This window comes from Methanothrix harundinacea 6Ac, assembly GCF_000235565.1.
GTDB lineage: Archaea > Halobacteriota > Methanosarcinia > Methanotrichales > Methanotrichaceae > Methanocrinis > Methanocrinis harundinaceus.
The window spans coordinates 2,489,118-2,506,951 of record NC_017527.1; the positions used below are offsets into that span (position 1 = coordinate 2,489,118).

At 60.4% G+C, this 17,834-nt stretch carries 19 protein-coding genes and 1 pseudogene; 8 read left to right on the forward strand and 12 right to left on the reverse strand.

Annotated elements, in window-relative coordinates; genetic code table 11:
* Positions 1 to 17: 17 nt before the first annotated feature.
* From cdhC to cdhA, 3 genes are read right to left on the reverse strand one after another with little or no spacing between them, the layout of a single operon-like run.
* Positions 18 to 1,424 carry a CO dehydrogenase/CO-methylating acetyl-CoA synthase complex subunit beta gene (gene cdhC, locus MHAR_RS11840; protein WP_048144689.1) on the reverse strand — a complete coding sequence of 469 codons (1,407 nt, stop codon included), beginning with the start codon at positions 1,422 to 1,424 and terminating at the stop codon, positions 18 to 20.
* 39 nt (positions 1,425 to 1,463) lie between these two features.
* The gene (cdhB, locus tag MHAR_RS11845; protein ID WP_014587854.1) at positions 1,464 to 2,009 is read right to left on the reverse strand and encodes a CO dehydrogenase/acetyl-CoA synthase complex subunit epsilon; all 546 of its coding nucleotides are present in this window, start codon (positions 2,007 to 2,009) and stop codon (positions 1,464 to 1,466) included.
* A 13-nt stretch (positions 2,010 to 2,022) separates the two neighbouring features.
* A complete protein-coding gene (cdhA, locus tag MHAR_RS11850; RefSeq protein WP_014587855.1) occupies positions 2,023 to 4,458 on the reverse strand; it encodes a CO dehydrogenase/acetyl-CoA synthase complex subunit alpha in 2,436 nt (811 codons plus the stop codon).
* Positions 4,459 to 4,903: 445 nt separating this feature from the next.
* On the opposite strand from cdhA, the pseudogene MHAR_RS13995 reads away from it, so the two are divergent.
* The 3 genes and pseudogenes from MHAR_RS13995 to MHAR_RS11860 all read left to right on the forward strand — a co-directional run bounded on the left by MHAR_RS13995 (position 4,904) and on the right by MHAR_RS11860 (position 7,089).
* Positions 4,904 to 5,850: pseudogene (locus tag MHAR_RS13995) on the forward strand (pyridoxal phosphate-dependent aminotransferase).
* Complete coding sequence (locus tag MHAR_RS12675; protein ID WP_014587858.1) at positions 5,838 to 6,080, forward strand: cysteine-rich small domain-containing protein; 243 nt, start codon at positions 5,838 to 5,840, stop codon at positions 6,078 to 6,080. The pseudogene MHAR_RS13995 and the gene MHAR_RS12675 overlap by 13 nt, the downstream one beginning before the upstream one ends.
* Before the next feature lie 52 nt (positions 6,081 to 6,132).
* Positions 6,133 to 7,089 (forward strand): cobalamin biosynthesis protein, encoded by a 957-nt coding sequence (locus MHAR_RS11860; RefSeq protein ID WP_014587859.1) that lies wholly within the window; start codon positions 6,133 to 6,135, stop codon positions 7,087 to 7,089.
* Positions 7,090 to 7,128: 39 nt separating this feature from the next.
* Here MHAR_RS11860 and MHAR_RS11865 read toward each other — a convergent pair whose 3' ends face one another.
* The gene (locus MHAR_RS11865) at positions 7,129 to 7,455 is read right to left on the reverse strand and encodes a HesB/YadR/YfhF-family protein (RefSeq protein ID WP_014587860.1); all 327 of its coding nucleotides are present in this window, start codon (positions 7,453 to 7,455) and stop codon (positions 7,129 to 7,131) included.
* A gap of 151 nt (positions 7,456 to 7,606) precedes the next feature.
* Between MHAR_RS11865 and MHAR_RS11870 the strand changes: the two genes are divergently transcribed.
* Positions 7,607 to 8,260, forward strand: a complete 654-nt coding sequence (locus MHAR_RS11870) for a hypothetical protein (protein WP_048144690.1) — start codon at positions 7,607 to 7,609, stop codon at positions 8,258 to 8,260.
* 95 nt (positions 8,261 to 8,355) lie between these two features.
* Complete coding sequence (locus tag MHAR_RS13515; protein ID WP_014587862.1) at positions 8,356 to 8,982, forward strand: hypothetical protein; 627 nt, start codon at positions 8,356 to 8,358, stop codon at positions 8,980 to 8,982.
* Positions 8,983 to 9,179: 197 nt separating this feature from the next.
* On the opposite strand, the gene MHAR_RS11875 is transcribed toward MHAR_RS13515, so the two are convergent.
* From MHAR_RS11875 to MHAR_RS11885, 3 genes are all read right to left on the reverse strand, one after another.
* Positions 9,180 to 9,461: a nucleotidyltransferase family protein gene (locus tag MHAR_RS11875; RefSeq protein ID WP_014587863.1), complete on the reverse strand. Its 282-nt coding sequence runs from the start codon at positions 9,459 to 9,461 to the stop codon at positions 9,180 to 9,182.
* A 397-nt stretch (positions 9,462 to 9,858) separates the two neighbouring features.
* Positions 9,859 to 10,242 (reverse strand): PIN domain-containing protein, encoded by a 384-nt coding sequence (locus MHAR_RS11880; protein WP_014587864.1) that lies wholly within the window; start codon positions 10,240 to 10,242, stop codon positions 9,859 to 9,861.
* The gene (locus MHAR_RS11885; RefSeq protein ID WP_014587865.1) at positions 10,235 to 10,429 is read right to left on the reverse strand and encodes an antitoxin family protein; all 195 of its coding nucleotides are present in this window, start codon (positions 10,427 to 10,429) and stop codon (positions 10,235 to 10,237) included. Before MHAR_RS11885 ends, MHAR_RS11880 begins: the two co-directional genes overlap by 8 nt.
* A gap of 305 nt (positions 10,430 to 10,734) precedes the next feature.
* Between MHAR_RS11885 and MHAR_RS11890 the strand changes: the two genes are divergently transcribed.
* Together MHAR_RS11890 and MHAR_RS11895 are read left to right on the forward strand one after the other, a co-directional pair.
* Positions 10,735 to 11,025 (forward strand): nucleotidyltransferase family protein, encoded by a 291-nt coding sequence (locus MHAR_RS11890; RefSeq protein ID WP_014587866.1) that lies wholly within the window; start codon positions 10,735 to 10,737, stop codon positions 11,023 to 11,025.
* A complete protein-coding gene (locus MHAR_RS11895) occupies positions 11,022 to 11,369 on the forward strand; it encodes a HepT-like ribonuclease domain-containing protein (protein WP_014587867.1) in 348 nt (115 codons plus the stop codon). Before MHAR_RS11890 ends, MHAR_RS11895 begins: the two co-directional genes overlap by 4 nt.
* A 96-nt stretch (positions 11,370 to 11,465) precedes the next feature.
* Here the strand turns inward: MHAR_RS11895 and wtpC are convergent, their stop codons facing one another.
* The 5 genes from wtpC to MHAR_RS11920 form a co-directional block, all read right to left on the reverse strand.
* Positions 11,466 to 12,566, reverse strand: a complete 1,101-nt coding sequence (gene wtpC, locus MHAR_RS11900) for a tungstate ABC transporter ATP-binding protein WtpC (protein WP_014587868.1) — start codon at positions 12,564 to 12,566, stop codon at positions 11,466 to 11,468.
* Between the two features lie 13 nt (positions 12,567 to 12,579).
* Positions 12,580 to 13,287 (reverse strand): ABC transporter permease, encoded by a 708-nt coding sequence (locus tag MHAR_RS11905; RefSeq protein ID WP_014587869.1) that lies wholly within the window; start codon positions 13,285 to 13,287, stop codon positions 12,580 to 12,582.
* Between the two features lie 114 nt (positions 13,288 to 13,401).
* Complete coding sequence (modA, locus tag MHAR_RS11910) at positions 13,402 to 14,175, reverse strand: molybdate ABC transporter substrate-binding protein (protein ID WP_014587870.1); 774 nt, start codon at positions 14,173 to 14,175, stop codon at positions 13,402 to 13,404.
* A gap of 180 nt (positions 14,176 to 14,355) precedes the next feature.
* Positions 14,356 to 14,733 (reverse strand): 4Fe-4S binding protein, encoded by a 378-nt coding sequence (locus MHAR_RS11915; protein WP_228369660.1) that lies wholly within the window; start codon positions 14,731 to 14,733, stop codon positions 14,356 to 14,358.
* A gap of 5 nt (positions 14,734 to 14,738) precedes the next feature.
* Positions 14,739 to 16,247 carry a homocysteine biosynthesis protein gene (locus MHAR_RS11920; protein WP_048144692.1) on the reverse strand — a complete coding sequence of 503 codons (1,509 nt, stop codon included), beginning with the start codon at positions 16,245 to 16,247 and terminating at the stop codon, positions 14,739 to 14,741.
* A 92-nt stretch (positions 16,248 to 16,339) separates the two neighbouring features.
* On the opposite strand from MHAR_RS11920, the gene MHAR_RS11925 reads away from it, so the two are divergent.
* Positions 16,340 to 17,833: a B12-binding domain-containing radical SAM protein gene (locus tag MHAR_RS11925; protein ID WP_014587873.1), complete on the forward strand. Its 1,494-nt coding sequence runs from the start codon at positions 16,340 to 16,342 to the stop codon at positions 17,831 to 17,833.
* Position 17,834: the final 1 nt, after the last annotated feature.

Here is a 17,834-nt window from a genome sequence, read left to right on the forward strand (position 1 = left end):
AGAGATACTATAAATTCTTACTCCAGTATGCCCTCGTTCTGCAGGTACTCGATCACCTGCATGAACTGGCCCTCGCTCATGTTCAGCTTCGCCTTGATCGCATCGACGTCGATGTCGCCGCCCGTCTCCTCGATGAAGGCGATCACCTGCTCCTCGTACTCCGACGGGTCCTCCACCTTCCAGCCCTCGGTGACCTTCTTGCCGTCGACCTTCCGCTCGACGCCGTCGACGACGGGGTGGTCGACCTTCAGAAGGAAGGCCTTCAGAGCAGCAAGGTCTGGCGCGTCCTCTTCGGTCGCGATCTTCGGGTACATCTCGGGGTCGATACCGTCCTTCACCCGCTCCTTGAGCTGCTTCGGCATCCAGACGATACGTCTCCAGCCGCCGTCAGCCTGGAGGAACTTCGGCGAGAAGTAGTAGAGAATCCCCATGCCCAGGAACCCGACTACCTGCTTGCCGCCGCCAGCCTGGCCGGCCATCGTCGAGAACGGCAGACCGTTCGGGGTCGGGTTCCTGAAGTCACGGTCGACGACGCCGATCCCGTCCACCTCCGGCATGTAGAAGCCGATCGTCTCGAAGCAGCCGCAGGAAGTGTGGGGGGCGTCGAAGAACGTGTAAAGCGCCATCCTCGAATACTCGCCGCCGGATCTCGAACCTGCCATCTCGTTCACCGACTCGTACTCGCCGGCGATCTCGTCGATGACCCCCGTCTTGGGGATCGCGAACTGGGGTCCCTCGGGGTCGACCTTCGCTGCCGCACGGCCGTCGAACCAGGTGATGGCTCCGCAGAGCGATGGCCTGTCGGGAGTGACGCAGCAGGCGCTCGTCGGGGCGAAGGCCTGACAGAGAGTGCAGCCGTAGAAGACGTCAACCTCCTCGTCGTGGAGCCCCTTCGCCCGCTCGTCCCTCGCGTGGTAGGCGGTGTGAGCCTGCTCAAGACCCTTGGCGACCGCCGCGGGGTCCGTCAGGATCGTCACCTCCATCTTCTCGATGAAGGGCATCTCAGCCTTGTAGAGGGTCATGACGTTCTTGAAGATCTGCTCAAAGGAAGTTACTCCAGCCTTCTTCAGGTCGAGGCCGGCCCTCATCCAGATCGCGTCCCTCTGGTTTAGGTGCATCCAGCCGTGGATGTAAGAGAGGAGAGCGTGGTTACGCCGCTCGATGATCGACTCCAGATCCTTCTCGATGAGCTCGCCGGCCACCTTGAAGATCATCCCGAAGTCGATCGTCTTGCCAACTTCCAGCTCGGAGATGTCGGGGCCGATGACTGTGACCTTGCCGTCCTGGATCTCGTCCATCGTACCGGCGACGGAGAGCTCAAAGGCCTTCGCCTTCGGACCGCCCATCTCGACCCAGATCTCGTCTTTCCTGATCCGCTCCCCCTCGTACATGGGGGACATTTCCAGTTCGATTTCTTCTGCCATTTCTACAACTCCGTTTTTCTAAAAAGGAAAAAATAAAGGTTATGCCGCCAGCTTTGCGATAACCTCGTCTATCGCCTCGTGGTACTTCTCCGGGTCGAAGGCCAGGTTTCCGAAGGTCATGTCGGCGTTGACGTGGTAGTACCGGTCGATGGAGACCCGCTTGATATCCCGGTTGAAGTTCTTCAGCGTCGAGAACATGGCGCTGGCGAACTTGTAGAAGATCCCCGTGAAGATCACCACGTCGTACTGGCCCTTCCCGTCCAGCCCCTGCCAGTCCTTGAACCGGAGGTAGTTGGTCAGGGGGTGCAGGCCGATCATGGTGACGTTCTCGGTGTAGCCCCGCTCGACGAAGCCCTTGATGGAGTGGGCGGTGGCCGCAATCGGGACGCCCGTCTTCCCGATGGCGATCGCCTTATCGAACATCACGGGGTCCTCGAAGAGCTCGGCCCCCACCACGAGGAGGGGCCTCTTCGCCTTCTTGATGATGGCCCCAATCACCGCGGTGTTGTAGGCCTTCGCCATCTCAGGCCCCGGGATCTGGGCCATCTCAAAGGGTACAGCGTTCTTGGTGGTGTCGACTGCCATTTTTATCGCCTCCTCACTTCTTCACCCTGATCTTCCTCTCGATGTTCGTCGGGTCGAAGCTGACGTCGGACTTCCGGATCGGGCCGCTGACTATCGCCTTCCTCTTCCAGTCGATCTCCCAGCCGTACTTCGACTCCAGCTCCTTCAGCATATCCTCCTTCCACTTGAGGGGAAGGTCCGAGGCGTGGCGGACGTAGATCGGCCAGTCTGGAGGCATGCAGCCGAAGTACTTCATGCTGATGTCGCAGTAGTGGGTCAGCTTGATCATCCTGCCCGAGTTGTTGTCGCTCGGCCGGAAGCAGAGCTTGGCCATCATCAGCATGCACTCTTCGACGGACTCGGCGACGTAGAGCATGTGCTCCGGGGCGGGCTCGCAGTAGACCTTCGAGCCGTCACGGGCGTCGATGATCTCCCAGTCCTCCTTCTTGTCGGTCCTGCCGAGGAACGCTCTCCTGTACATGACGCTGTGGGACTGGACGACGGCCGGAACCCCGAGCCTGTTGAACCCGGTGGCGATGGAGGCCGCCTTCTGGGAATAAGCACCCCAGGCGACGCCGCAGGCTCCCACCTTGGAGAGGATGTAGTCGGCGATGTCGTCGTAGTTAGCCCGCTCGTTCCTCCCGGCGAAGATCGTCGCCACCTTAATCCCAGCGCCGTGGAGGTGGGCGTTGGCAACGCAGCTTCCGACGTTGCAGATGTTTCTGCCATCGAAGCCGCCGGGGAACTGCTCCCAGATCGTCTTCCCTTCCGCGTCGGTGTAGAGGGACATGTCCATCGCCATGCAGCCGGTGGCCGCCACGATGAAGCCTCTGTCCACGAACTCCCGGGCGATGTCGTAGCACTCCTTCGTCCCGTTCGGATAGTTGCCGCAGCCGATGATGGCGATGACCCCGGGGATCGTCCCGAGGACGAGGGGTGCGCCGACCCGGCGGATCTCCGTGTCCTTGATGGGACCCCTTCCGGCCCTCATCTTGAACTTCTGGTTTCGGATGTAATCCCGGTTGGCGTAGGCGTAGAGGCTGAGGATCGGTATCTCCTGAGGACATACCTGCTCGCACCTCCGGCAGCCGACGCAGATCTCGTAGGTGGAGCTCAGGGGCTCCAGGTTCCCCTCAGCCGCGGCCCGGACGACGTCCCCGATCTTGATGTGGGGGGGACAGACGAACTGGCAGGAGTGGCAGTAGGTACAGGACTCGGCGTACTTCTTGAACTCCTCTTCCGAGATGAAAGGATCGGCTTCGCGGATCTCGGCCCTCTTGGGCTTGACGGCGATCGCCGTCTTGATCCCCACCTCTCCGGCCTTGACCGGGTCGAGGACGACGACGCCGGGCATCCTGAAGTTCACCAGGTCGTCGACGATCTCGTCGACGGGATCGTTCGTCCTGTCGGGGAGGCCGAGCATGATCTTCTCGTTGGTGGCGATCAGGGGGATCTTGTACTTCTCGGCATCGACGATGGCGTCGGTCCAGACGCACTGCTCGTCGACCATGATGCAGTCCATGCAGTCGCCCCGGACCATCTTCCTCCACCAGCCGATGGCGCCGGCGATCTTCGCCTTAGTCCCCACCATCCTGTACTTGTCGTTGAACTCCTTGTCGGGGTGGCCGATACCCTCGCAGATCCTGGTGTTGTCGATGGCCGTGCAGCAGACGCCGCCTATGTCCACCTTGTCCCAGAGCTTGTTGTCCTCGGCGTAGAACATCGCCTCGGCGGAGCCCGCCAGGTTGTGGCCGTAGGTGATCAGGATCGCCTTATTCTTGTCGAGGGTTCCCATCCCGCACTCCACCAGGGGAGCGTCCTCGTCACCCCGGGGCATATCGTAGGCGACGATCTGGATCAGGTCAGAGACCTCTTTGCCGAGGGAGTCGAGCATCCCGGCGTGGAGGGCCTTCGACTCGAAGTCTACGTAGTTTCCTTCCTGGCCGGTGTGGGTGCAGGCGAGGAGCTGGGATACCTGCTCTTCGACGTAGCTGAGGACCGGCCCGAAGTCCTTCAGGGTCTTGGGCTTGATCCCGGCGATGGTTCTGGTCAGGGGGGCGTCCACCAGGATCTCGTCCCCCATCTTGAAGGGGAGGTCTCCGAACTTGTCCAGGCACCAGTGGTAGAGGTGTCGGCCGTGGGCGGCGTGGGCGGTGCAGCCCATGAGGACCGCGATGAGGACGATCCTCCCCTGCTGGGCCGCCTGGTCGATGCCGCAGGCGCCCCTCTTGTTTCCGGTCAGGTCGCAGGGGCCGTAGGTACAGAGGGTGCACCTATCGCAGATCGGCGAGTAGAAGACCTTGTACCTGTTCATAATCTTGAAGTCCCAGTTCCTCAGCGTGGCGATGCTCGGGTACGGGAACGGTCCCATGGGCTGGTCCCACTCCTCCACCTCCTTGACTACCGCGCCGATGTTAATCTGGACATTCTGCATGTCCTCAACGGCAAAACTGCCTTCCATCTTATCCATGCTTGACCTCCTTCTGTACTCTGGTTTGCTCGGTAGTCGCATGTAGAAGATAAAACCCTTTCGGATTGGCAACTAGTATAATGAGAATATTATTGTTTAGTTTATTGATTAGAACACATATACATTTAAGTTTGTGAAATCGTGACGGTGATTTAATGCTAAAAATTACCGATTATGTTTTGATGGGAGGATATCCAATTAAATTGATAAAAATCCATTTAGATTGAACTCAATCCGCCAGGTTGAAATGGTGAGAGGCTGGAGAGGAGGGCGGTTTATGATGAAGATCAGAGAAAGCTTCGCGGAGGCCGAGGCCTGCCACCACGGCGGGAGGATCCGGGCTAAGGCCTCCGGAAGAGACCTCGGCCAGGAGGAGCTCCTGGACTACAGCGCCAACATAAATCCCCTCGGCCACCCGCCCCTCGACGACCTGATCCTGAAGGAGATGGAGTGGATAGGCCATTATCCCGAGAACGATTACCTCGAGTTCAGGGCGGCTTCTGCGAGGTTTGTGGGGGTCGGCCCGGAGAACGTCGTTCCTGGAAACGGCTCCTCGGAGCTGATGAGGCTCTTCGCCGAGGCGCTGATCGAGGAGGGGGATAGGGTCTTGATAACGACCCCCACCTTCGGGGAGTATGAGGCCCAGTCCCGCCTCTTCGGGGCCGAGATCGTCCACGTCCCCCGGGGGGTCCGGGAGGCTAAAAGTCCGAAGGATTTTCTGGACGACGCCCTCCTCGGGGGAGCGAAGGCGGCCTTCATCTGCAACCCCAACAACCCCACGGGGATCCTCCTCCCCAGGTCCGAGATCGCAGAGCTGGCGGAGAGGTGCGAGAGGGCTGAGACCTTCCTCTTCGTTGACGAGGCGTTCATCGAGCTCTCGGACCCCGACCAGACCGTGGCGGCGATGGCACCGGAGATGGAGCACCTCTTCGTCGCCAGGTCCCTCACCAAGTCCTTCGGGTTCCGGGGATAAGGCTCGGCTTCGGGGTCGCCGGAGATCGCCTGGCAGAGGTGATGAACAAAACCCGCCTCCCCTGGAGCATCAGCTCCCTCGCCTCGGCGGCCGGGACCTACCTCCTAGCCCAGGAGGAGCACCTCGTCGAGAGCAGGCGGGTGATAAGAGAGGAGCTGGGCTGGCTCTCGGGGGAGCTGAAGCGGCTCGGCCTCGACCCGATCGAGAGCTCCGTCAACTTCATCCTGGTGGGAGTGGCAGCCGCAGGCCTGCGATCCCCGGAGCTCGTTGAGCGGATGGAAGAGGAGGAGGGGGTCCTCATCCGGGACTGCAGCTCCTTCGGCCTCGGGGAGGATTACGTCCGGGTGGCGGTGAGGAGGAGGGAGGAGAACGCGAGGCTGATCGGAGCCCTGGAGAAGGTGCTGGGATGGAGAGGGTGAGCTGTGATCGCTACCCCTGCCACTATCCCGGCCAGGACTGCACCTTCTGCTTCTGCCCCTTCTACCCCTGCGGCGACGGCAGAACGGGTGGAGGGTTAGCCGACGGCGAGTGGTCCTGCGGAGACTGCCACCTCCTCCACGACCCCGAGGTGGCGGCGATGGTGATGAAGGGGCTGATCCGGGGCGAAGCCCTGGAAGATATATGGAGAGATCTGGAGAAGAGGCTATGACCCCCCCGGAGGCGGAGATTCCCTCGAAGTCGAGACGGGGGGCGAGGCGGAGATGATCCCCCATATCTTCTCCTTCCCCCCTCCGATCCCCGAGGCCCTCGCCGTCCTCCTCCTGGCGGTCGGCATCGACCTGATCCTGGGAGAGCCGCCGGCAAGGGTCCATCCCGTGGTCCTGATGGGGAGGATGATCGGAGGCCTGAGGCGTTGGGCCCGGCCGACGAGGTGGTGGGGGGTCGCCATCGCCCTCATCGTCATCATCTCGTCGGCGGCAGCGGGGCACCTTCTGATGGGAGCCGCAGACCACATCCGCCTCTTCGGCCTCAGCCTCGGGACCCTCGTCTCGGCGTACCTCCTAAAGTCGACGATCGCGATCGACTGCCTCCTCGAGACCTCCAGGGAGATCGGAAGGCTCTTGGAGGAGGACTTCGATGAGGCAAAAAAGCTCCTTCCCGCCCTGGTCAGCCGCAACCCCCAGGACCTCACCCGGACTCAGGCGACCTCGGCGGTGATCGAGTCCCTCTCGGAGAACTACGTCGACGCCATCGTATCCCCCCTCTTCTACTACCTCCTCTTCTCTCCCCTCGGCCTGGGAGTGGAGGCGGCCCTCGCCTTCAAGGCGACGAACACCCTGGACAGCATGCTCGGGTACAGGACCGAGGAGCTGAAGGACCTGGGCTGGGCCTCGGCGAGGCTCGACGACATCGCCAACTGGGGGCCGGCGAGGCTGAGCCTCCCGATCATCGCCCTGGCCAGCCCCTCCCGGGCGGGGGAGGCGGTGAGGGTCGCCCTCCGGGACCACGGGGCGACCCCGAGCCCCAACTCCGGTTGGCCGATGGCGGCGGCGGCGGGGGCCCTGGGGACGAGGCTCGAGAAGCCGGGGGTCTACGTCGTCGGCGATGGGGGTCGGGACCCCTCCACGGAAGATGTAAAGCCCGCCCTGAGGCTTTTGGGGACGGCTATCGGGCTGACGGTGGCCGGGGCGGCGGTCATGCTGATGCTCCTCCTATGAGGATCCCGGGCCGGCCTCCAGTCCGGCCGCCTCAGCGCCTCACTCGTTGCAGGAGTCCTGGCCGCACTCCTCGCAGCTCATCAGGCCGCAGGCCTCGTTCTGGCCCTTGATGACGACGAAGCCTCGACCCCGGGAGTCGTCGACGTAGTCGATGACGGCGACCCGGAGCTCCTCGAACTCGCTGGGGTTGATGTAGACCTGGACGTCGTTAGTCTCGAAGACCAGGTCCTTATCGTCGAAGGGGCCGAGCCCCAGGGCAAACCGAGGGACCTCGCCGGGGCTGCTAGTCTTGAAGAGCTTGACGACCTTCCCCTCCACCTGGCTTTCCAGAAGCTTCTCCGCGGCAGCGTCGGTAATCTCGATCATTATTTAGCACCGAGGAGATCTAGGCGGTGGAGATATTAAAGATATGCCATTGAAGATCGGCTCGCCCTTCCGATCTGATGACCCCGTCGGCGGCTGAGGCCATGCCGGTCCGACAAAATCTTTATCAGGGCCGCCGACCACCAAAAGGTCGATGGCGAAGATGGGCGACCTTTTGGAGATGCTCCGACGCTTCAACAGCCTGGGCTCGACGAGGGAGGCGGCGACGGAGGTCTTCGGCTGGGGGGTGGAGGAGGTTCTGATCCGGGAGGAGCGGCCGGGCGTTGACCAGGTGATCATCAGGTTCTACAACGGCCTGATCATCGACGCAAGACACATCCTCAGCCAGGAGGGGGTCGTGGACTTCGGAGAGGAGTGGGAGTTCCGGCTGAAGATGAGGACGGACCTCACCTCGACCCTGCGGTACAACGCCTTCTACTCCCGGTACATCCACGGGAAGGGGTACCTCAGAATCGACATCGGATACCTCGAGAACAAGCTCCTCCGGAAGATGCTGGAGGACTTCTACATCCCCCGGATGCGGTCGATCTACAAGCCGATCATCCTCGAGTACAAGGGGCTCTTCGACTACGACTTCTTCGGGATAGAGGTGAGCTGCGACCACGCCGAGGCGTACTACTCCACCGTCCGGCAGGGGCGGGAGGAGGCGGAGTCCGGGATCGACGACGTCATCGGCCGGCTCAACTACCTCTGCGATATGATGAAGTCCGAGAAGATCCGGAAGGACCTGAAGGCTCTTGATGAGGATCTGTGCAAGGTTCTCTCGATCCTGTGTCCGACGGGATGAGCCCGACATTCTGGCTTAAGTTAATGCATCTAATTTGTGCAAACCAATCGATAGCAGGCAAATATTCTTATATGAACGTATGATTATACTAGATCATGAAAATACCACCGATCCTCATAGGAATTATCATCGTATCGTTTGCGTTGGGCACCATTACTTCAGCAAAATCCAGCGACATATTTATTGACTATCTTACTGATATGATCTATGAAGATTGTCAAGGTAACGATATTCAAATCAACCAACCGTACATCATCAACATAAAAACAAACGAGTCAGTTGACATAATAACGTGGCCTTACGGCTATCAAGATCTACGAAGAATTATTGAATTATTTGGTGAGATAGAACCGTTTGCATTTTTTCAAGGATATTGCGAAAATAAAGGTGTAAGTATTAGCGGAGCCGATGGTTGTGGAATACTCACCTGCCAGAACAATAGACTAGACATAAATCAATACACCTACTTTTGGAATGGCATCCGAGTTGCTGTTCCTAAAGAGGAGTTCAAGACTACTTTTGGCCCAAATAGCCCAATAGTTGAAACACACGGAGACAAAAGTCCTGTGACAACCGGGGATAATAGCCCAATTACTCAGAAAGAAAATAATATTTTGAATGAACTGTTTTGGTCAAAAGGAACAATCGGAGGATTAATTGTAGCAGGAGCATTAAATATAATTTATATCTTCGTTAAGAAACATCGATTTAAAAGTCCTTGAATTGCAGGCTACCTTTTAAAGACCTGCATCCTGCGCGACCTAGCCACAGCCCACTCTGCAACGATGCAGCTCCCCATCGCTGCCACTCGCCTGTTTTCGCCGCCCGTCCACCCCATCCAGCGGAAGTCCCGCGCCACCCCCCTCGCAGCGGCCGCCTCGCATCCCCGCGCCGCCGGGGGCGATCGGCGCCAGCACCTCTATCCAGCCCAGACCACCTCCCGTTCCACAAAGGGAGCGATGTAAGGGCTCAAACCCCTGGTGGTGACGAGGTCCACATCCCTTCCGAAGAGGTCTTCGAGGAAGAAGGCGAGGTCCATGAAGTTGTCGAAGGAGGGCTCCACGAACTCCACGAGGACGTCGACGTCGCTCGTCTCCTTTCCCTCGCCCCGAGCATGAGAGCCGAAGATCCCGATCCGTTTTACGCCGAACCGCCTCTTAATCTCATTCTCGTGCTCTTTCAGGAGCTTCAACGCCTCCATCCGACTGTCGCCTCCAAAAAGCTCTTTTCGGCTTATTTTTAGGGTTTGGGGTTATCTAACTTTTGACGCTCCTCGGCGCGTTCAGCCATCCCGCCTGTTCTTCGCCGCCCGCCATCTCCGCCCCGGCGGGGGTTCCGCCCCCCCCTCGGCGCGGCCGCCCCGCACCCCAGCGCCGCCGGAGGCGATCGCGTTTGGACCAAAAGCTCAGCATCTCTCAAGAGCATGAATCTGCCCCTCTTCAATAAGATCACGCGGCATCAGAATTACCCTTCTCTGAGCTGTGCCACCTCCACCCGGCGGCCGTCATTCGAAAAGGGCTTTCAGCTCATCGATTTGAAGCTCTCTTATCAAGATTGAATTGGCGCCGTACTCTCTGGCATGATGGCTCATACCATTGTCATTCTGTGAACAAGAGGGCATCCTTCATCCTGGCCAGAGCAAGGAAGTACGTATCGAACCCGGTGCTTCCCCGATCCAAAGCCACCCTCCAGGCAGATTCGAAGATGTCTGGTTCACCGACCAAATCGTAGGCCCTCATTAGGCCCCTCGAAAGCTTAGCGGCCAGGTCTCTATTGGCCAACCGCTTCAAAACGGCAGCCGTTTCGATCACACATACTTTGGGGATGAAAACCTCAACGGAGCTTTCATCCAGAATATTGAGAAGGAGGCGACACTTTTGGTGTGTCCCGAGCTCGCGAGAATAGATCTCTTCTGGAAGAGATTTGTAAGGGGTCAACGCCCCTTTCACTATTACGGTGGTATCGAGGACAGCCTTATTCATAGTAATTCCGAGCCCTCATCTCCTTGAGGACGAGGTCGACGTCTTCTTTTGCTTCCTCCTCCCCCACCTCATCCAAAAGCTTGCTGAAGCTCTCCCTTATGATTATTTTGACCTCAGCCTTATCGGGCAGGTCCAGCTTTTTTAGAGGTTTCAGAACTTCGTCCTCGTAGATGGCCCTTACTTGCATCTTGACCTCCGTATGTGGATTTGTTTTCAAAGATTTAAGAATATGCTTTGGGTCCGAATCCGGGTACCGGGGAGCTATCAACGGCATCGAACCGTTATCGTCCCCAGCTCAGAGCTCAGTCTCCCTCCGCCCCCAATTTTCGCCGCCCGTCCACCCCATCCAGCTGCCGCCCCGCACCCCAGCGCCGCCGGGGGCGAATGGCCCCACGATCCCGGCATGAGACCTGTTCGGCATCGATCTTCCTAGGCCGAAAGGTGGACATACCAAAAGAAATGGTGTATAGTTATAGATCAGGTGGTTTGGTCATGGACAAAAGCGACCTCCTCAGGAAGAAGAGGACCAAGATCCTCCAGGCGGCGGCCGAACACGGGGCTTACAACGTCAGGATCTTCGGATCGGTGGCTCGGGGCGAGGCGGACGAATCAAGCGACTTCGACTTCCTTGTCGACATGGAACCTGGTCGGAGCCTCCTCGACCTTGGCGGCCTTCTGATGGACCTTCAGGACCTCTTGGGCTGCCCCGTGGACGTCGTGACCGAGAGAGGGCTTCGAAAGCGGATCCGAGACCAAGTTTTAAAAGAAGCCGTGGCGCTATGAGGGAAGATAGGAGACGGCTTTTGGACATCGCCGAGGCGATAGAGCGGATCGAGAAGTACGCCTCGAAAGGGCGCGAGGCCTTTGAAGACGATGAGCTGATCCAGAACTGGATTCTTCATCACCTCCAGGTCATCGGAGAGGCTGCTCGTGCCATCTCGGAGGAACTCAAAGACGAGCACGACGAGATGCCATGGCAGCAGATCGTGGGGATGCGCCACATTTTGGTCCACCGCTACTTCGAGGTGGATATTGATCTTATCTGGTCCGTCGTCGAGGACGACGTGCCTGTGCTGAAGCAACAGATCGATCTGATTTTGAAAGAGCCCGAAGAGGAAATTCCCTGAAATTATCCAATATTTTTAGCCGCCTATGCCTGTTTTTCGCCCCCCCGCATCCCCGCGCCGCCCGGGCGGGCTTTGCGGGGCCTCGGCCCCGATCCCTCAAAAGACGTGAACCGCCGTGGCCTTGAAGGTCAGATAGACGGGATCGCCCACCTTCAGGTCCATCTCCTCGTAGCCGAGCCGGGTCAGCATCGTCATGAAAGGTATCCCCACGTCCACCCAGACCTTCACCATCATCCCGCCGTTGGCGATCTCCTCGACCCTGCCGGAGAAGGAATTTCTGGCGCTGGATTTGAGCGGAACCTTGGAGATCAGGATCTCCTCGGGCCGGACCGATGCGAAGAGCTCTCGGCCCTCCCAGCCGTTTATCTCATCACTTCTATCGCCATCGTTTCCTTCAGCGCCACCGCCCCCTTCTGCCGCCGCGACTATCTTCAGGCCGTCCACCACTATCTCCGTCATCCCCCGACTTTTTGATGCGAAGCCCCTGAAGATATTCTCGACCCCGACGAAGTTTGCGATCATCTCGCACTTGGGCCTTCTGAAGATCTCCTCCGGGGTTCCCACCTGAACTATCTCTCCCCTGTTCATCACCGCCACCCTGTCGGCGAGGGAGAAGACCTCCTCGAAGCTGTGGGTGACATGTATTATCGTCGTCCTGTAGACCTGGTGAATCCTCTTCAGCTCTCGCCGAAGCCTCTCCCTCGTCAGACCGTCGAGGGAGCTGAGAGGCTCGTCGAGGAGCATCACTGAGGGCTCCATGACGATCGCTCTCGCGATCGCAACCCTCTGCTTTTCACCTCCGCTCAGCGTCCCTGGCCGCCGTGGACGAAGGTGCGATATCCCCAAAAGCTCCGAGACCTCGGCCACCTTCACCTCGATCTCGCCGGCGGATACCTTCCTCGATTTCAGGCCGAAGGCGATGTTCTCCTCCACCGAAAGGTGAGGGAAGAGCATGTAATCCTGATAGACCATGCAGACCCTTCGGTTCCGAGGCGCCTCCCTTGTGATATCCCGTCCGTCGAGGAAGATCCTCCCCTCCTCGGGGGCGTAGATCCCCGCCACCGTCTCCATGAGGATCGTCTTTCCAGAGCCGGTGGGGCCGATTATGACGAGATACTCACCGTCCCCCACCTCCAGGGAGACGTCCTTCAAGACGAAGTCGCCGAGATTCTTGGAGACCTTTTCCATCCTCAGCATCCTTTGCCCCCTTCTAAAGGCGAAGACCTCCAACCCGCCGTTCGAAGACGTAAAGGCAGACCACCGAGATCAGTATCAGGATGGTCGCCACCGAGATCGCCTCGTCGAGCTTTCCACAGGACATGTTCAGAAAGAGAGAGGTGGGTAGGGTCTCGGTCCTCATCCTCGTAGCTCCTGCCATCATCAGGACGGCTCCAAACTCGCCTATCCCCTTCGACCAGGTGATCACAGACCCCGCAACCAGGCCGTTTGAGGCCATCGGCAGGGTCACCCTCCAAAGGGCCTGGCCGTCGGTGCACCCCAGGGTCTTGGCTACGTGCTCGTAGCGCGGGCTGATCCCCTCGAAGGTCGACCTCATCACCCTCAGCATGAAGGGCACGTTGACGAAGAACTGGGCGATCACGATCCCGAGGGGTGTAAATACGAAGACTAGCCCCGCATCGGCGAGCTGCCTTCCGGGAAGGCTGGTCCCGAAGAAGAGGAGAAGGCCGACCCCCGCCACCAGCGGTGGCAGGGCGAGGGGCATGTCGATAAGGGTGTTCGCAACGTTCTTTCCCGGAAAGTCGTAGCGAGCAAGGGAATACGCCGCCGGGACCGCGACCAAGAGGCAGAGGATCGTCGAGGCGACCGACGTCTTGAGGCTGAGGCCGATGGCGAACCGGATCTCCTTGGAGCTGAGAGATGCGAGGAGGGTCTCGGGAGGCGAGCGGGTCAGCACCATGAGGAGGACTATGCATATGAAGGCCGCCAGGAAGAGGCCCGTTCCGATGGTGGCGGCCTTCAGCCAGAACCGTTCAAGGATGGTCAGCCTCCTCTCCCCCCTTCAATACAAGTATCATCCCTCATACTTCGGATCTGGATAGGCGACGAACCCGTGATCAACAAAGACCGCCTTCCCCTCTTCCGAGACGACGAAGTTCATGAACCTCTCGGCGACCTCCTCATCCTCGGAGAAGATCAGAGTTCCGATCGAAACGACCTTGATCTCGTTCTTCTCCCGGGGAATCTCGATCTTCTCCATCCCATCGGGGTAGAAGAGGTCTTCCCATACTATGGCGGCGTCGGCCTGCCCCAGAGAAACGTAGATGAGAAGCTCGTTTACAGTTCCAGAGAAGACGACTACGTTCTCTTCGACCTCATCCCAGATGCCGAGACTCTCCAGGATCTTCTTCGAGACCTTTCCTATGGCGGGACCCGTCGGATCGCCGAGGGCGACCCTCACCCCCGGCTCGGCCAGGTCCTCGAGGGAATCGATCCCGGCGGGGTTACCTTTCGGGGTGACGATGCAGGGGACGTGGTATACGACGTCTCTGGTCTCGTCGACGAAGCCCTTCTCTATCGCCGACTCGATGTCAGATCGGGCGCCCGGCATGTAGAGGTCGCCGGTCTTGTATAGCTCGATCTGAGAGAGGAGCTGGGCCGACCCGCCGAAGGTGTACTGGACCTCGACCCCCTCCCTCTCCTCGAAGAGGTCCGCAATCTCCTCCATCGGCTCACTCATTCCCGCGCCACAATAAACGAGGAGCGACCCATCGGCGGCGGACCCCGAGACGACCAGGCTCGCCACCAAGATCGATCCGACTAAAAGGGATAAAGCTCTGCGGTTCATGGTGCGGCATAAATGCAAGCGTGATCATAAACATGTCGGGTGAAAGGTCAATGGTAGCGTTTAACATCTCGGCAGAAGGGCGGAAAAGAGGGGGGATCTGGAGGTCACCGCTGCCTTTGAGAGGGGGAATCGAGGGCGAGGGTTGTAGCCTCGAACCCCCCGGCCTCGAAGGACTGAGATCTACTTCAGGATCAGCCTCAGCGCCCTCTGGGGACAGGCGGTGACGCAGGTTCCGCACTGGACGCACTTTCCGGCGTCGGCGACCACCTCGGTCCCCTTGAAATGGAAGGTCCCGGTGGGGCAGATCGATATGCAGGCGCCGCAGTGGACGCACTCCTCGTCGTCCTTTATGATGGGGTTCTCCAGGAGGACGACCCTGACCCCCCGGGCTTCGAAGGCGGCCTTCACCTCACTGCACCTCTCGGGCTCGACGTCGACGACGATCTCCCCGGAGACGGCGTCCACCTTCGCCCGCTCTATGTTGATCAGCGCCTTAGTCTCCAGGATCACCGAGGAGACGATCGGCCTTCGGACGATCCCGGGGGCGACGTGGAGCATCAGCTTCAAAGCGACCCCCTCCTGCCGTAGAGCCTGCTTAAGTGGTCGCTGGTGACCATCCCCACCACCCGGTGGTCCTTGTCCACCACCGGGAGGGCCGAGATCTTGTGGTGGTGGAGCTTCCGCGCCGCAAGCTCCATCGGCTCGTCGGGGCTGGCGATGAAGACCTTCCTCGTCATCATCTCGGAGATGTGAGAGGTCTTGCCGCTGGCCACCGCCTTGGATACGTCCCAGGCGGTGACCATCCCGATCAGCCTCCCCTCCTCCGAGACTACCGGGAGGTGGTCGAAGGGCCCACCGACGATCATCGCCGACGCCTCCTGGATGCTGATCTCCTCGCGAGCCGTCGCCACCTCGGTGCTCATGACGTCCCTCACCAGGAGGAACTCCTTCGTCTGCTTCATGGGGCTGTTTCTGCCCTTCGCAGGGAGGGGCTCCACCGGAGCCGATAGGAGGAACTCGCCCCTCCGGATGGAATCTCCGAGGGCAGAAGCCACCTTCCTCGCCACGTGGCGGCTGGAGAGGGCGGAGGCCCTCACCTCAGCCCCGTCGATCTCGACGGCCCCGGAGTAGAGCTGCTCGTAGTTCACCCGCCTCACCGTCGGCCGGTCCCTCCTCGGGACGCCGTAGTCGATGATCTCGGTGACGATATCCCTGTCCCTGACGGCGGTCTTCTCGGCGATCCCTTCATTGAGGACTGGTATCGGGACCCCCAGGCCGACGTAGAGGCTGGGACCGTAGTCCTGGAAGGTGGCGGCCCTGAGAAACTCGGCGCTCATCTCCTTCAGATCCCCCTTCACCATCAGGGTGGCAAACCCGCTCTGGGGGAGGTGCTGGGTCCCCGACCCTATGATATGCCCCTGGGCCCCGCCGAGGAAGATCCTCGCCCCGACCCCTATGTACTCGAAGTCGGGGTCGTTTGGTATCGGCGAAAGGCTGCCAGCCCCGCTGTAGCTGACGTTCCCGCAGCGGGGGAGGAGGGTCCCCATGTAGGTGTGGAGCGTCCTCTCGGTGGAGTTGGTGGCTGCCGCGTACCTCTCGTAAGAGTTTCTGGGGTTTACCATGATCGCCTGGTTGAAGTCCTCGAGGCGGAGGGTCGTCTCCAGGTCGGAGCGGGGGTAGCAGTCGGTGACCGCGCCCTGGGCCCGGAGCTCCACCTCCCGTCCGGAGACGAGGTCCTCCATGACGTGGGCTCCGCCGTACTCATCTCCCCGGTCCTCGGACGGCTGGGTGGCTCCCAAAAAGAGGTCGACGGCCGCAACCCCGCCGTACGCCTCCACGTTGTTCAGCCAGGCTCTGGAGATCTTTATCGGCGGATCGCTGTGGCCGGTGTTGAGAAAGAGACCGGAGGAGCACATGGCCCCGAAGGTGCCGGTGGTGACGACGTCCACCTCGCGGACTGCACCGTCGGTGCCGAGCTCGTCCACCAGGTCCGGCATCTCCTCCGCAGTGACCACCCGAACGCTGCCGTCCCGGATGCGTTCGTTGATCTCCGACAACGATTTCTCCTGCACAAGCCCACCCTCTGAAGGCGGGAGGTATTAAAGGCTTGTGGGGTCTCCGGGCTCAACATCGTTATCTGGGATTACGGGAATGGGACACGAAGATGTTAGGCAAAAGGATAGTCCTCACCAGCGACGCCACCATGATGAGCAACTACAACGGGGGAGTAATGCTCGGTTTTGCGGCGATCCTCCCTGCGGCGATGATCCAGGAGAGGATATTTCGTTGGCTCTTCTGCCCGCCCGTCGAGGCGGCGCCCGACGGCTCCGCCCTCCTCGCCCCCTGCGGGATGAGGAAGGTGGAGGCAGCCCTCCTGGAGGCGGGCTTCTCCAGGGACGAGGTGATGGTGGCCCACCCCGACCACCTCGATAAGGCCATCGGCCCCGATACCGAGATCGTCGGGATCGGCCACGACGACCCCCTGGGGAAGATCGCCACCCGGGAGATCGAGGAGATGATAAACCGGGGCCCCCCCTTAAACAGGACGAAGTTTCTGGAGCTTCTGGACCATCCCCTCATAAGAGAGCACAGGCCGAAGGTCGTCATCGGAGGGAACGGCTCCTGGGAGCTCCGGGGCGAGGATGAACGGGTCGATCACATCTACCTAGGCGAGGGGGAGAGGACCTTCCCATCGATCTGCAGAAAGATCATCTCCGGCGAGGAGGTCCCGGAGGAGGTCGAGGGGGAGGTCGTCCCCGGCGAAGAGATCCCCGTCAACCGGGGCGCCACCGTCGGGGGGATCGTCGAGATCGGGCGGGGCTGCTGGCGGGGCTGCTCCTTCTGCTCGCCCACCATGCGCAGGCCCCGCCACCGCCCCGTCTCCAGGATAATCGAGGACGCCTCGGTCAACCTCGGGGCGGGGCAGAGGGACCTGATCCTCCACTCCGAGGACGCCTTCACCTACGGCTCCGTCGGCACGGAGCCCAACCCCGAGAAGCTCCTCGACCTCTTCCGGCAGGTGAAGGCGCTCGGCCCCCGGACCGTCGACGTCTCCCACGTCAGCCTCGCCTCGGCCTATCACAGCCAGAGCCTGCTGGCGGAGATCTCCGAGATCGTGGGGATCGGGGCCGGTCAGAGGTACATGTCTGCCTGGATCGGGATCGAGACCGGCAGCCCCCGGCTCCTCGCAAAGCACATGAAGAAGAAGACGCATCCTGCCCCCCTGGAGGCCTGGCCCGAGATGGTGAGGGATTGCTACGCCCTCTTTCAGGACCACTCCTGGCTCCCGGTGGCGAGCCTCGTCCTGGGGCTCCCCGGGGAGACGGCGTCGGATGTGGTCCTTACGACGGAGCTGGTGGAGTCGCTGAAGGACCACGTCGGCCTCATCCTCCCCCTCTTCTTCACCCCCATCGGGGAGACCCACCTCGGGAAGGCCCGGGGCTTCGGGAGGGACCGGGCCACCCCAGAGCACTGGGAGCTGGTGGGGACATGCCTGGAGTACAACCTCCGCCACCTGAAGTCGCTTCACAGCTATTACAGCGAGAGGATGACGGCGGGGTTGGGCCAGCACCTGGCCCTCCGGGGGATGAACATCCTCGCGGACTTCGCCCTCAAGAAATATCTCGGAAGGATGAAGCGGGGGGAGCCTCCCAACTGAA

Excerpts from the sequence above, each read along its gene's own strand:
- cdhC (WP_048144689.1), bottom strand. The coding sequence starts at position 1,424 with ATGGCAGAAGAAATCGAACTGGAAATGTCCCCCATGTACGAGGGGGAG.
- cdhB (WP_014587854.1), bottom strand. The coding sequence starts at position 2,009 with ATGGCAGTCGACACCACCAAGAACGCTGTACCCTTTGAGATGGCCCAG.
- cdhA (WP_014587855.1), bottom strand. The coding sequence starts at position 4,458 with ATGGATAAGATGGAAGGCAGTTTTGCCGTTGAGGACATGCAGAATGTC.
- MHAR_RS12675 (WP_014587858.1), top strand. The coding sequence starts at position 5,838 with ATGGAGAGGGTGAGCTGTGATCGCTACCCCTGCCACTATCCCGGCCAG.
- MHAR_RS11860 (WP_014587859.1), top strand. The coding sequence starts at position 6,133 with ATGATCCCCCATATCTTCTCCTTCCCCCCTCCGATCCCCGAGGCCCTC.
- MHAR_RS11865 (WP_014587860.1), bottom strand. The coding sequence starts at position 7,455 with ATGATCGAGATTACCGACGCTGCCGCGGAGAAGCTTCTGGAAAGCCAG.
- MHAR_RS11870 (WP_048144690.1), top strand. The coding sequence starts at position 7,607 with ATGGCGAAGATGGGCGACCTTTTGGAGATGCTCCGACGCTTCAACAGC.
- MHAR_RS13515 (WP_014587862.1), top strand. The coding sequence starts at position 8,356 with ATGAAAATACCACCGATCCTCATAGGAATTATCATCGTATCGTTTGCG.
- MHAR_RS11875 (WP_014587863.1), bottom strand. The coding sequence starts at position 9,461 with ATGGAGGCGTTGAAGCTCCTGAAAGAGCACGAGAATGAGATTAAGAGG.
- MHAR_RS11880 (WP_014587864.1), bottom strand. The coding sequence starts at position 10,242 with ATGAATAAGGCTGTCCTCGATACCACCGTAATAGTGAAAGGGGCGTTG.
- MHAR_RS11885 (WP_014587865.1), bottom strand. The coding sequence starts at position 10,429 with ATGCAAGTAAGGGCCATCTACGAGGACGAAGTTCTGAAACCTCTAAAA.
- MHAR_RS11890 (WP_014587866.1), top strand. The coding sequence starts at position 10,735 with ATGGACAAAAGCGACCTCCTCAGGAAGAAGAGGACCAAGATCCTCCAG.
- MHAR_RS11895 (WP_014587867.1), top strand. The coding sequence starts at position 11,022 with ATGAGGGAAGATAGGAGACGGCTTTTGGACATCGCCGAGGCGATAGAG.
- wtpC (WP_014587868.1), bottom strand. The coding sequence starts at position 12,566 with ATGCTGAGGATGGAAAAGGTCTCCAAGAATCTCGGCGACTTCGTCTTG.
- MHAR_RS11905 (WP_014587869.1), bottom strand. The coding sequence starts at position 13,287 with ATGGTGCTGACCCGCTCGCCTCCCGAGACCCTCCTCGCATCTCTCAGC.
- modA (WP_014587870.1), bottom strand. The coding sequence starts at position 14,175 with ATGAACCGCAGAGCTTTATCCCTTTTAGTCGGATCGATCTTGGTGGCG.
- MHAR_RS11915 (WP_228369660.1), bottom strand. The coding sequence starts at position 14,733 with ATGCTCCACGTCGCCCCCGGGATCGTCCGAAGGCCGATCGTCTCCTCG.
- MHAR_RS11925 (WP_014587873.1), top strand. The coding sequence starts at position 16,340 with ATGTTAGGCAAAAGGATAGTCCTCACCAGCGACGCCACCATGATGAGC.